Source organism: Piscinibacter defluvii, from assembly GCF_004011805.1.
GTDB lineage: Bacteria > Pseudomonadota > Gammaproteobacteria > Burkholderiales > Burkholderiaceae_C > Piscinibacter > Piscinibacter defluvii.
In genome coordinates this window covers 4,286-15,782 of sequence record NZ_ML137201.1, presented here as the reverse complement: position 1 = coordinate 15,782, position 11,497 = coordinate 4,286, and the positions used below count along the sequence as shown (strand labels likewise).

The window sequence follows — 11,497 nt, the reverse complement described above, 5'->3', positions numbered from 1 at the left end:
CATGTCCACCGAGGAGCCGTCACCGGTCACGGTTCAACAGCGAGCGGGACATCGCCGCGGGCTTCCCCTACGGTCGCAGTTTTCAACTACATCGAGGAGAGACACCCATGGATCACTTGCCGAGTGCGCCCGCGCGCGAGATGCTGAACAAGGTGCCGTTGGTGACCCTGTACTTCTGGGTCATCAAGATCATGGCCACCACGGTCGGCGAGACCGCCGCCGACTTCCTGAACACCAATCTCAACCTGGGCCTCACCAACACCTCCTTCGTGATGGGCGCGCTGCTCATCGCGGCGCTGGTGCTGCAGTTCCGCAAGGACCGCTACGTGCCCTGGATCTACTGGGTGTCGGTGGTTCTCATCAGCGTCGTGGGGACGCTGATCACGGACAACCTCACCGACCACTTCGGCATTGCGCTGCAGACCACCACCACGATCTTCGCGCTGGCGCTCGCGTCGACGTTCGCGGTCTGGTACTCGGTGGAGCGGACGCTGTCGATCCACACCATCTTCACCACCCGGCGCGAGCTGTTCTACTGGGCGGCGATCCTGTTCACTTTCGCGCTCGGCACGGCGGCCGGGGATCTGCTGGCCGAGCAGCTGAAGCTCGGCTATCTGCACTCGGCCATGGTTTTCGGCGCCGGCATCGGCCTCACGTTCGCGGCCTACCGGCTGTTCAGGCTCAACGCCGTCGTCGCCTTCTGGATTGCCTACATCCTGACCCGGCCGTTCGGCGCTTCGTTCGGCGACCTCCTGTCGCAACCGCGGACCAACGGCGGTCTGGGTCTGGGCACCGTCGGCACCAGCGCGCTGTTTCTCGCGGTCATCCTCGGGCTGATCGTCGTCATGACGAAGGCCCAGATGCGCGCCGGCGCGAGCGTCGAACCCGCTCGTGTCGAACCGCGTTGAATTCACCAATGAAGGAAGGGATCATGACCTTCAGAACTTCGGGCTTGGCGTGGCTGGGAACCGTCTCTGCGACGCTCTTTCTGCTGGGCGCATGTGGCACCACCGGCATGGGCGGCGGCGAGTTGTCGCGCAAGGGCAAGGCGGATGAGCCCGTGCTCTTCTCATGGAAGAGCACCGACGGTGGTATCAGCGGCGCGATGGTGGCCACCCTCCCGAACGCCACCTATCAGGGGCGCTTCTTCCAGATCACTCAGCAGACGCGCGAGCAGGTCGTCTCACCCCTGTGGAACGGCTGGGCCGTGGGTTGGAGCGACTGGCCGTACTGGGGTTGGGGGCCTGGCGAAAGCTACGAGTGGACGCAGTTCAGCACGCGCTACACCGGCAAGGTGCTGGCGAACCTGCAGACCGGCAGTGGGCAGCGAATGCGCTGCCGATTCCATCTGGCTCGCCCGCTGCTGGGCATGAGCGGCGGCGGGGAGGGCGAATGCCAGCTGCAGGGCAGCGGCGTTGTGCATGCGCGCTTCTGATGCGCTGACGGGCGCCCATTCCCGCGGGCGGGCTTTAAGTCCGGTCTAACTCTCGAGGTCGACGATGGACTCATGGCGAGCCACCGGCTTGTTCACAGGAGTTCACGATGAAGCGCAACCACGAGCCCGCATCCTTCGCCCTGCTGAAGGCCGATTCCTACATCCGAGGCGAGTCCACGCTTGCCGCCGTGTGCGATGAGCCGTTCGACGAGGTGGCCGCACGGCTGGAAGGCTGCCTGGCCGCCAATGACCTGAGCATCCTTCACGTCCACGACCTGGCGCAGGCCTTGGCGGCCAAGGGAATCCAGCTCGACTTTCGATGCCGCATCTACGAGGTCTGCAATGCGCGACTGGCGGCCCAGCTCATTGCGCTCGACGCAGGGCTGGCGCACGTGCTGCCGTGCCGCATCGCCATGCACGACCAGGGCGGTGTGACGACGGTGACGACACCGATGCCGTCCGCGCTGATGACGGAGTTCTCTCACGCCGCGGAGGTGGCGCGCCTGGCCCGCAGCTTCGAGGCCGCCATGCATCGGGTGATCAGGGGGCTGCGGTGAGCACCGAAACGCCGACAAAGAACTCGACATCGCCTTCCCCTCGCGGCGATTCATCGCATCCGGCCACCAACGAGGGCGACGCCTTGCTGCAGGACGTGCGCGAGTCTCTGCACGATATCCGCAACCACCTCAACGCAGTCCTCGGTCTGATCAGCATGATGTTGCTTCAGTCTCGTGACGAGGCGGCCAGTCGCTTCAGGCCCCTGGTCGAGGAGCAAAGCGCGCAGCTACGCTACTTGATTGATCGGCTCGGTCAACCTGGCCTCGTCGGTCGCGCTTCGGTCGCCTCGCTGTCGACCGTCGATCCGGCTCGCTGGGTACCTGCGTTGGCAGATCTGTACACGCCGTTCGCGGCGGAACACGGTATGCGCCTCCAGGTCCGGGTCGATGCGGGGACGCTGCGGTTCAAGACTGACGCACGTGCGCTGCATCGGCTGCTGAGCAATCTGCTCGTCAATGCGATCAAGCATTCGCAAGCGTCGTTGGTCGTCTTGCGGGCGGCTCCGCTGGATGCGACGAAACCGGGCGCCGGAGTGCAGTTCATCGTCGTCGACGATGGCGTCGGACTGGACGAACAAGTGCAGCAGAGTCTGAATCGCGTGCTGTCCGGTCAGCGCGACCTCTCGCCGCAGTACGACCGTGCCGGCTTCGGCATCGTGGCGCGTCTGGCGCGCGACCTGGGCGCAGGTGTGGTGCTCGAGAGCGAGCCGGACGATGGCACGACGGTGACCGTCATCGTGCCGTCAGTGGTCGGGCCATCGCCTGCACTCGGCGGTCTGAGCGTCGATTAAGAACCGTCTAAGTGTTCGGGCCGACATTGAATTCGTGTCCAACACATTCTTTGCTCGAGGAGCATCCATGACCACACGTTCCATCACTCCGACCCGCACGTTGACCCCGACCCGTCTCGTGCTCGCTCTCGTCGCCGCTGGCATGCTGGGCGGCGCGGGCGCCACCTTCGTGGCCGGCTCGCGCGCCCATGCGGCCGCGCCTGCGGTCGTCGCCACCGCCAATGCGGCTATCGGCGGCATCGCGGCCCCGGACTTCTCGCAGATCGCGCAGCGCTTCGGCCCGGCCGTGGTCAACATCAGTGTCAGCGGCATGAAAAAGGCGTCGAACGACGACGCCGACGAGGCGCCGGCCGCGCAGCGCCGCGGTGTCCCAGGCATGGATCCGAACGATCCGTTCTTCGAGTTCTTCCGCCGCTTCCAGGGCCCGAACGGCGGCTTCGGCGGGCAGCGCGAGATGCCCGTGCGCGGGCAGGGCTCGGGGTTCATCGTCAGTGCCGACGGCACCATCCTGACCAACGCGCACGTGGTGCGCGACGCCAAGGACGTGACCGTCAAGCTCACCGACCGCCGCGAGTTCCAGGCCAAGGTGCTGGGCTCCGACCCGAAGACCGACGTCGCGGTGCTGAAGATCGACGCGAAGAACCTCCCGACGGTGCCGCTGGGCAGCTCGCAGGACCTGCAGGTCGGCCAGTGGGTGCTGGCCATCGGTTCGCCTTTCGGTTTCGAGAACAGCGTCAGCGCCGGGGTCGTCAGCGCCAAGGGTCGCTCGCTGCCCGACGACAGCTTCGTCCCGTTCATCCAGACCGACGTGGCCGTCAACCCGGGCAACTCTGGCGGGCCGCTGTTCAATGCACGGGGCGAGGTCGTTGGCATCAACTCCCAGATCTTCAGCCGCACCGGAGGCTACCAGGGGCTGTCGTTCGCCATCCCCATCGACCTGGCCACCAAGATCAAGGATCAGATCGTGGCCACCGGCAAGGCCAGCCATGCGCGGCTGGGCGTCGCGATCCAGGAGGTTAACCAGACGCTCGCCGACTCGTTCAAGCTCGACAAGCCCGAAGGCGCGCTGGTGTCGAACGTCGATGCAGGCGGGCCCGCGGACAAGGCCGGCCTGAAGACGGGCGACGTGATCCGCAAGGTCAATGGCCAGACGATCGTGGCATCGGGCGACCTGCCGGCCCTGATCGGCCAGGCAACCCCCGGCGAGAAGGTCACGCTCGAGGTGTGGCGCCAGGGCAAGCGCGAGGAGCTCAGCGCCAAGCTTGGCGACGCCAGCGAAAAGAAGGCACAGGCGGCACGCGCCGACGAATCGGTCGGCAAGGGCAAGCTGGGCCTCGCGCTGCGCCCGTTGCAGCCGCAGGAACGGCGCGAGGCGGGCGTGGACGGCGGGCTGCTGGTTGAGAACGCCGCCGGCCCGGCCGCGCTGGCCGGCGTGCAGCAAGGCGACCTGCTGATGGGTGTCGACGGCAAGCCGGTGCAGAGCGTCGAGCAGGTGCGCGAAGCGGTGGCGAATTCAGGCAAGTCGGTGGCGCTGCTGATCCAGCGCGACGGCAACAAGATCTTCGTGCCCGTGCGCATCGGCTGACCGATGCGGCGCGAAGGCAGTGCACGGAGCGACGCACTGCGATCCATCGCCGCTCCACCCTTCCCACAAGGAGTCATCAGATGAAGACCTATCCATCGCGAAAGTTGCTCGCGGTCATGCTGGCGACGCTCGCTCTCGGCGCGGGTGCCGCACAGGCGGCCGCGCCCCTGCCGCCGCTGCAACACAGCGCCGGCGTCGAGTACCTCAGCGGCGGCATCGGCCAGGACGAGGCTCGGGCCATCGAAGGGGCGGCACGCCACTGGCCCTTGACGCTGGAGTTCGCGGTCAAGGACAAGTCGCGAGCGGATTTCGCGGCCGACGTGAAGGTCCTGGTGCGTGATGCCCGGGGCCACACCGCACTGGATGCGACGGCGGGCGGGCCGCTTTTCCTGGCCAGGCTCGCGCCCGGCCGCTACAGCGTCGAGGCCAGCTTCGCCGGCAAGACCTTGCACGAGAAGGTGGTCGTGAAGGCAGGGCATCCGGCGAAGGCCGTGTTCCTGTGGCCGGCCGAGACGGGTGAATCGCAGGTCGGGCAGAAGCACTCGTGAGCGGGCCTTCGGCGCCGCTGTCGCCGCCGCCGCGCGTGGAGCGGGCAGCCGGCAGCGGCCTGTCGGCCCACATCCTGCCGACCTCGGCCACGATGATCGGCGTGTGCATGACGGTGCTGTCGATCGGGCATCTCGGCCCGGGTGGCGAATGGCGCATGGTGATCGACAAGTTGCTTGCCATCGATGCCCTGGTCTTCCTGGTGAGCGCCGCGATGTCTTTCATGTCGATGCGTTCGCAGCGATTTGGGGTGCGCTACGAAGCCAGAGCCGAAGCGGTGTTCATTGCCGGGATCGGTCTTCTGGCCCTGGTCGCCGTGATGCTGGCCTTCGCCATCAACTGAGGGCTGCTTTGTCATGTTGCGCCTTCCAACGTCGGAAGGGCGAGGGACTCGACCTTGATTGATCCTGCAGGACATCGGGCGCCCGGCATTGCACGGGCGCTGAGCGACGGCTGGTCGCTGGCCGCCCCGTTCTGGCGTGCGCGCGACCAGCGTCGAGCCTGGGCGCTGCTCGCGGCGGTCGTCGGCTTGACGTTGTCCACCGTGTGGTTGAACGTGCGCTTCAGCGCATGGAACAACAGCTTCTACAACACGCTGCAGAACCACGACCTGTCCGGCTTCTCGACGCAGCTGGCCGTGTTCGGCGGCCTGGCCGCGGTGTTCATCGTCGTTGCGGTCTATCGTCAGTACCTGCAGCAACTCCTGTTCATGCGCTGGCGCGGCTGGTTGACCGAGCATCTTGCGCAGGCTTGGCTGGAGCCGGGGACGGCATATCGCATCGGCATTGACGGAGTGGGGCGTATCGACAACCCCGACCAGCGCATTTCGGAAGACGCGCGCGGCTTCGTTTCTTCGACGCTCGAACTCGGGTTCGGTTTGCTCAACGCCAGCGTGACCCTCCTGTCCTTCGCGGGGATCTTGTGGACCTTGTCCGGGAGTCTCCCGATTCCCTGGCCGGGCGACGCCGCCAAGACGGTCGCGGTCCCCGGGTACATGCTCTGGGTCGCGGTGTCGTACTCCCTGTTCGGCACCTGGGTCGCGCACAGGCTCGGTCGTCCGCTGGTGGGATTGAACGGAGAACAGCAGCGTGTGGAAGCCGACTTCCGGTACACGCTGGTGCAGGTTCGCGACCATGCGGAGGCGATCGCCTTGGCCCGCGGCGAAGCCAGGGAGGGGCGGCGCCTGCGCGACCGATTCGACGCTGTCCGCGCCAATTGGTCCGGGCTGATCCGCACAACCAAGCGTCTCACATGGTTCTCTGCAGGCTATGGGCAACTCGCCAACGTGTTCCCGATCCTCGCCGCCGCCCCGCGCTACTTCAGCGGTTCGATCCAACTCGGCGGGCTGATGCAGACGGCCCAAGCCTTCGGCCAGGTGCAGGGGGCATTGAGCTGGTTCATCGATGCCTATCCACGGCTGGCGGAGTGGCGCGCCACGGTCAGCCGGCTGAAGGCGTTCGAAGCCGCCTGCGAGCACGATCGGACCGCGCGGGCCGGGCGCGCCATCGAGCTCTCGTTGTCGAGCCGCGATGAACTGCGACTCGATCGCGTCACCCTGGACGCTCCCGACGGCCAGCCACTGGCGCGCGTTCCCGGAGCGTACTTCGAAGCGGGGGACCGCGTCTTGATCACCGGGCCGTCGGGTGCAGGCAAGAGCTCGCTGATGCGATCCATCGCAGGTCTGGCCCGCAGCGGCAGCGGTCGCATCGTGCTGCCGGCCAACCCGGGTCTGATGTTCGTTCCGCAGCGGCCGTACCTTGCGGAAGGGAGTCTGCGCGAAGCGCTGGCCTATCCGCTCGATGCGTCCAAGTTCGATGCGCAGGCGGTGACCGATGCCTTGCTGCAGGCAGGCTTGGGCCGCCATGTCGAAAGGCTTGATGCCAGAGTTGGATGGGGGGCCGTCCTGTCGCCTGGAGAACAGCAGCGGCTGCAGTTCGCACGGGCCCTGTTGCACCGGCCAGACTGGCTCTTCCTCGATGAATCGAGCTCTGCCCTCGACGAAGCCGCAGAGCGGGAGCTCTACCAGGTGCTGATCGCCAAGCGCCCGTCGATGACGATCGTCAGCGTGGGCCATAGAAGGAGCCTGCGACCCTTCCATGATCGGGAGTGGTCGATTCAAGGAGGGGGCGATCGGCCGGCCGTACCGACATGCTCAGCGGACAGTGTGCTCACTGCTACAGCGTGACCAGCGTCGCAACCAATGTCGCGGACATTGCCACGGTCGCCACCCAGCCCAGCCAGCGCAGCCGGCGGCCGATGACGTGGTCGCCCATGGCTTCGCGCCGGCCGGCCAGCAGCATCATGACCGCCATGATCGGTACCGCGATCATGCCGTTGACGACCGCGGACCAGAACAACTCCTTGACCGGGTCGGTGGGCGTGAAGCACAGCACCACGCCTCCGACCGTGGCGGCGGCGATCACGCCATAGAAGCCCCTTCCTTCGCCTTGGTCCAGGCGCAGCGTGAGACTGCCACGCCAACCGGCCGCCTCGGCAACCGCATAGGCTGCCGACCCCGCGAGCACGGGGACCGCAAGCAGCCCGGTGCCGATGATGCCGAGGCTGAACAGTAGGAACGTGAATTCCCCTGCCAAGGGTCGCAGCGCCTCGGCGGCCTGTGCGGAGGTCTGGATATCACGCACTCCCGCTGTGTGAAGCGTTGCGGCTGTGCTGAGGATGATGAAGAACGCGATGAGGTTGGAGAACGTCATTCCGGCGATCGTGTCGACCTTGATGCGGCGCAAGTGGCGGCGCACGTCGGCAGCGGTGTTCGCCGGTGACTTCGCTCGGCCGGTGTCTTCCATCTCCTGGGCAGCCTGCCAGAAGAACAGGTACGGACTGATGGTCGTCCCGAAAACGGCCACCACGGTCAGCAGTGCTTCATGCGCATCGTTGAGGCGCGGCCACACGATGGCGAGCAGCACTTCCGGCCAGTCGACGTGCAGCGTGAACGCAACTGCGACATAGGCCAGCAGGGCCAAGGTGAGCCACTTCAGCCAGCGCACGTAGGTGGCGTAGGGCAGGAAGACCTGCAAGGTCAGGCAGAGCAGGCCGAAGGTCACCGCGTACACATGCGCCGATCCGCCAACGAGCAGGCGCATTGCTTCGGCCATCGCAGCAATGTCCGCTGCCACATTGAGTGTGTTCGCGACCAGCAGCAGGCCCACCACCGACAGCAGCACCCAGCGCGGAAAGTGCTGCTTCACGTTGGCCGCGAGGCCGCGTCCGGTCACATAGCCGATGCGTGCGCTGACGATCTGAATGGCGGCCATCAGTGGCAGGGTGAAGACGACCGTCCACAGCATGGCAAAGCCAAACTGCGCACCCGCCTGCGAATAGGTCGCAATGCCGCTAGGGTCGTCGTCGGCCGCGCCCGTGATCAAGCCCGGCCCCAGCAAGTTGATGGCGCGCCTAAGCGAAGGTGGAGAGAACTTGCGAACAGCGTTCATCGTGACCTCAACTTCGAGTTGCGCCGCTGGAGCCATCGCCATGTCCGACGAATTCGAAGACGACGTCGATTCTGGCTGGCCGGCCGTGGCGGGCCATGCCGATGGTCGTAAAGACCAGCCCCTTGCACCGACACCGGTGACATGTCTTCACGCCGCGGCTGATCAGCGTCAGCGTGCGGGCAGGACAGCCTGCCGGATTCGTCCTTGCGGTCCCCTCAGCCTGTTCGCGATCGCATCGGGAGCGTTTGCCAGCCTTCTGACGCGAGCCATGCCTGATGGGATTGCGATGGTGCTTGAGGATGCCGCGCGCTACCGCCGCGAGCAGGTCTTCGAACCGGCGAGGTTCGCCGTTGTGCGCAAAGCAGTGCCAGCTTCCGCCCATCTCGCGCACGAAGGGCTGGCAGTTGCGCAAGGCGAGGAAGCACCGGGGCGGGTCGTGGTCGGGTTCCTGGACTCACAGACCATGGTGGGTTTGGTGGGCAAGCCAGGCGTGAAGAAGGTGGCTGACGAGGCGGAGAGTCGGTTGCGGAGGGCCTGTGCGGCGCTGGGTGGCGGCGGCACTCTGGCAGTCTGAAGGCTTGGCCAGCGGCGACGGGATTGGTGGTGACGCTCGACAGGAGCTCCGCGACGTGGGCAATCGCCCTCAAGGACGCCGGGTGGCCGCGACGCTGGTTCAAGATGGGTCGGCGAAGGGATCTGCCCCACCCAGGGAGCAAGTTGGCTACTTTGGGTCGTGCGCAAGCGTGCCCATAAGAGTTGACATAAACCTTAAAGTCGCTCATTCGGCCTGCTTGCGACCATTGCGCCGAGGTGACGCAAGGTGGCGGTTGCGTCTGCAGCTCTCTCTGGCCAAAGACCTCAATGCCACCGTTGTCGTGGGCCGTGCCGCCTCCCTGGCGGAGGCGTCGAATCGTAGGGTCACGAGTTCCGTGGCAGGCTGGGACGACTGGCGATCCGAGCCAGCATTCTTACTGAATCCCGCCCCCGCTGCACATGGCCGTTGCGCCGCGTCAGTCGAATGCGCATGATGCTTCTATCGTGAGTGCGGCGGAACCGTCGCCAAGACTTGACCATCTCCGTGAACGACATGAGCCACCGCAACGCCAGCCAGGCCGAACCGATGCGAACCGGCCATCAATCCGCAGCTCACAACCGATGGCTCGCCGCCGAAATCCAAGACGCGCTGGACGATCCGCGGCCAAGCCTCTCTCTCGAAGAAGCCATGGCCGCCATGGAAGCTGAGATCGACGCCGTTGAGCACAGGTCCTCCATCGATCGCGCTCCGGCTGAACCTCCTTTGCCTTCCAAAGCCCCGCGTCGACAGTGAACGTCAGCATGTTCCACTCCTGGTGAGGTTCCCTGCAGGAGGTTTGCGCACGATGTTGCCTGGGGAGGTCAAGGATCAAGGGCCGGCACGAGGCGGCCTGGTCGCTGCTCAGGCCCGCGGCGCAGCGGCGCGTGCCCGGTGGATCAAGGAAAGACTCGTCGTGCCCGGTCCGCAATTGGCACAGGCGTGGGGGATCCGGCTGGAGGCCCTGGCGACGGCCACCGCAAGCGGCGAGGTGGTCAGCATCGCCATCGACGGTAACGTGTACTTCCCCAAGGCGTTGCTGAGCGTAGATCGTTTGACCGCGGTCGCGATCTGCCTCGCGCTGCGGCACCTCCGAGATACCGAGAGGCTGATGTTCTGGCTGCGCGACCACGGAGCCCTTGGCGGCACAAACCCGGCCGCGGCCTTGAGCGCGGGAACTTCGATCGACCAGGTGATCGCACTTGCACAGGCCTGGGCGCGTGCGAGGACGGAGGGCGGCAGCCTGATGGATGGGAGGCCAGACTCTATGTGCGCTTGACCGACTTGACGGGCTCCAAAGAGATGGGTTCCACGTCCTTTCGCAGCAGTTCGTCAATCACCGCCGCATGCCGTGCCAGATGCTCCGGCGCCAGGTGCGCATACCGCTCCACCATCGAGTCCGACTTCCAGCCGCCCATCTCCTTGATCATGCCCTTGGGCACGCCGTTCTGGATCAGCAGGCTGGCCCAGGTGTGGCGGGTGTCGTGGAAGCGGAAGTCCTCGATGCCCGATTTCTTCAGCGCGTTGCGCCAGGCGGTGTTCACCGTGGCGTTCAGGCGCTTACCCTTGTAGACGAAGACATGCTCGTCGTGCTTGCCGATCTGCGCGCGCAGTATCTCCATGGCCGTGGCGTTGAGCGGTATGCCCAAGGTCTTGCGGCTCTTGATGTCGCTGGCGGCTACAGTCATCACCTGGCGCTGCATGTCGATCTGGCTCCACTTCAGGCCCAGCACATTGGCGCGCCGCAGGCCGGTGGCGATGGTGAAGCGCGTCAGTGAGCGCAGGTGCTCGGGCAGGTTGCGCAGGAAGGTGTCGATCTCGGTGGGCGTGAGGTAGCGCACCCGGCCCTCGGGCTCGCGGTGCAGCCGGATGGTCGGCACGCTGTCGATCCAGTTCCACTCGCGCATGGCCCGCCGCAGGATGGACCGCAGCAGCTGGTAGTAGCGGTTGCGCGTGGCCGGCGCCTTGTCGCCCTTCTGGCCTTCCACCACGGCCTGCATGCGGTCCCAGGTCAGCTCGGTCAGCGGCAGGCGCTTGAAGAACGGGGTCAGGAACTCGATCTTCTTCGCGTCGTCGCGGATCGACGCCTTGTGGCCCTGTTCGTTCAGCCAGCGCAGGGCCGCGTCTTCCCAGGTGTAGCGGGGCTTGTCGCCCAGCTTGGCTTGGCGCCACAGGTCGTGCTTCAGCCGATCGTGGAGTTCCTTGGCGGCCTTGCGGTCAGTTGTCTCAGCCGACTGTCTAACGCGCTGGCCACCTGGCGCGGTGATGTCGGTCCACCAGGTGTTGCCTCGTTTGAGGATGCCCATGTCCTGCCTCCAATGCGTTCACATGCGTTGCGATGGCCCTGCGCCCGTAGCTGCACGGCCTCGGTGCCTTGCTGCACGAAGGCATCGATGGCGGTCTGGGTCACTTTCCAGCGTCGGCCGATCTGCATCGCTTTCAGCTGGCCGGTGTTCACCAGGTTCCAGGCCGTGGAGTAGTCCACGCGCAGCATCGTCGCCGTCTCGCGCAGGTCGTAGAAGAGAGGTGTCACTGCAGTCATGTCCGTGCCTTCCTGGCTGCA

Annotated in this window: 14 protein-coding genes; 11 read left to right on the top strand and 3 right to left on the bottom strand. The window is 66.0% G+C overall.

Features of this window, described 5'->3' with window-relative positions; genetic code table 11:
- Nucleotides 1-140: 140 nt before the first annotated feature.
- From D9C15_RS09235 to D9C15_RS09200, 8 genes are all read left to right on the top strand, one after another.
- Nucleotides 141-908, top strand: coding sequence for a COG4705 family protein (locus tag D9C15_RS09235; protein ID WP_127997167.1), 768 nt, complete (start codon nucleotides 141-143; stop codon nucleotides 906-908).
- Nucleotides 909-916: 8 nt separating this feature from the next.
- The gene (locus D9C15_RS09230) at nucleotides 917-1,435 is read left to right on the top strand and encodes a hypothetical protein (RefSeq protein WP_205854762.1); all 519 of its coding nucleotides are present in this window, start codon (nucleotides 917-919) and stop codon (nucleotides 1,433-1,435) included.
- A gap of 107 nt (nucleotides 1,436-1,542) precedes the next feature.
- A complete protein-coding gene (locus tag D9C15_RS09225) occupies nucleotides 1,543-1,992 on the top strand; it encodes a DUF302 domain-containing protein (protein ID WP_127997162.1) in 450 nt (149 codons plus the stop codon).
- On the top strand, nucleotides 1,989-2,783 hold the full coding sequence (locus D9C15_RS09220; RefSeq protein WP_127997161.1) for a sensor histidine kinase: 795 nt from the start codon (nucleotides 1,989-1,991) through the stop codon (nucleotides 2,781-2,783). Before D9C15_RS09225 ends, D9C15_RS09220 begins: the two co-directional genes overlap by 4 nt.
- A 67-nt stretch (nucleotides 2,784-2,850) precedes the next feature.
- A complete protein-coding gene (locus D9C15_RS09215) occupies nucleotides 2,851-4,368 on the top strand; it encodes a DegQ family serine endoprotease (RefSeq protein WP_127997160.1) in 1,518 nt (505 codons plus the stop codon).
- A gap of 116 nt (nucleotides 4,369-4,484) precedes the next feature.
- On the top strand, nucleotides 4,485-4,916 hold the full coding sequence (locus D9C15_RS09210; RefSeq protein ID WP_240668346.1) for a hypothetical protein: 432 nt from the start codon (nucleotides 4,485-4,487) through the stop codon (nucleotides 4,914-4,916).
- Nucleotides 4,913-5,257 (top strand): hypothetical protein, encoded by a 345-nt coding sequence (locus tag D9C15_RS09205; protein WP_240668345.1) that lies wholly within the window; start codon nucleotides 4,913-4,915, stop codon nucleotides 5,255-5,257. The genes D9C15_RS09210 and D9C15_RS09205 overlap by 4 nt, the downstream gene beginning before the upstream one ends.
- A 54-nt stretch (nucleotides 5,258-5,311) precedes the next feature.
- Nucleotides 5,312-7,099, top strand: a complete 1,788-nt coding sequence (locus tag D9C15_RS09200; protein WP_205854761.1) for an ABC transporter ATP-binding protein/permease — start codon at nucleotides 5,312-5,314, stop codon at nucleotides 7,097-7,099.
- Here D9C15_RS09200 and D9C15_RS09195 read toward each other — a convergent pair.
- Nucleotides 7,089-8,399 (bottom strand): NRAMP family divalent metal transporter, encoded by a 1,311-nt coding sequence (locus D9C15_RS09195; RefSeq protein WP_375138767.1) that lies wholly within the window; start codon nucleotides 8,397-8,399, stop codon nucleotides 7,089-7,091. The genes D9C15_RS09200 and D9C15_RS09195 overlap by 11 nt on opposite strands.
- A gap of 4 nt (nucleotides 8,400-8,403) precedes the next feature.
- Here D9C15_RS09195 and D9C15_RS33975 point away from each other — a divergent pair, with 4 nt between their 5' ends.
- The 3 genes from D9C15_RS33975 to D9C15_RS09175 all read left to right on the top strand — a co-directional run bounded on the left by D9C15_RS33975 (nucleotide 8,404) and on the right by D9C15_RS09175 (nucleotide 10,213).
- Nucleotides 8,404-8,937, top strand: coding sequence for a DUF302 domain-containing protein (locus D9C15_RS33975; RefSeq protein WP_240668344.1), 534 nt, complete (start codon nucleotides 8,404-8,406; stop codon nucleotides 8,935-8,937).
- Nucleotides 8,938-9,450: 513 nt separating this feature from the next.
- Complete coding sequence (locus D9C15_RS09180) at nucleotides 9,451-9,690, top strand: antitoxin PaaA2 family protein (RefSeq protein ID WP_375138766.1); 240 nt, start codon at nucleotides 9,451-9,453, stop codon at nucleotides 9,688-9,690.
- A gap of 160 nt (nucleotides 9,691-9,850) precedes the next feature.
- Nucleotides 9,851-10,213 (top strand): hypothetical protein, encoded by a 363-nt coding sequence (locus D9C15_RS09175; protein WP_127997155.1) that lies wholly within the window; start codon nucleotides 9,851-9,853, stop codon nucleotides 10,211-10,213.
- Here D9C15_RS09175 and D9C15_RS09170 read toward each other — a convergent pair.
- Both D9C15_RS09170 and D9C15_RS33970 read right to left on the bottom strand, forming a co-directional pair.
- Complete coding sequence (locus D9C15_RS09170; protein ID WP_240668347.1) at nucleotides 10,200-11,234, bottom strand: tyrosine-type recombinase/integrase; 1,035 nt, start codon at nucleotides 11,232-11,234, stop codon at nucleotides 10,200-10,202. The two genes, D9C15_RS09175 and D9C15_RS09170, sit on opposite strands and share 14 nt — an antisense overlap.
- On the bottom strand, nucleotides 11,117-11,497 hold a 381-nt coding region (locus D9C15_RS33970), incomplete at its 5' end, for a helix-turn-helix domain-containing protein (RefSeq protein ID WP_240668343.1). The genes D9C15_RS33970 and D9C15_RS09170, both read right to left, overlap by 118 nt.

Bases quoted from the DNA above. Each gene is read 5' to 3' on its own strand.
- D9C15_RS09235 (WP_127997167.1), top strand. From the start codon at position 141: ATGCTGAACAAGGTGCCGTTGGTGACCCTGTACTTCTGGGTCATCAAG.
- D9C15_RS09230 (WP_205854762.1), top strand. From the start codon at position 917: ATGAAGGAAGGGATCATGACCTTCAGAACTTCGGGCTTGGCGTGGCTG.
- D9C15_RS09225 (WP_127997162.1), top strand. From the start codon at position 1,543: ATGAAGCGCAACCACGAGCCCGCATCCTTCGCCCTGCTGAAGGCCGAT.
- D9C15_RS09215 (WP_127997160.1), top strand. From the start codon at position 2,851: ATGACCACACGTTCCATCACTCCGACCCGCACGTTGACCCCGACCCGT.
- D9C15_RS09210 (WP_240668346.1), top strand. From the start codon at position 4,485: ATGCTGGCGACGCTCGCTCTCGGCGCGGGTGCCGCACAGGCGGCCGCG.
- D9C15_RS09195 (WP_375138767.1), bottom strand. From the start codon at position 8,399: ATGGCTCCAGCGGCGCAACTCGAAGTTGAGGTCACGATGAACGCTGTT.
- D9C15_RS33975 (WP_240668344.1), top strand. From the start codon at position 8,404: ATGTCCGACGAATTCGAAGACGACGTCGATTCTGGCTGGCCGGCCGTG.
- D9C15_RS09180 (WP_375138766.1), top strand. From the start codon at position 9,451: ATGAGCCACCGCAACGCCAGCCAGGCCGAACCGATGCGAACCGGCCAT.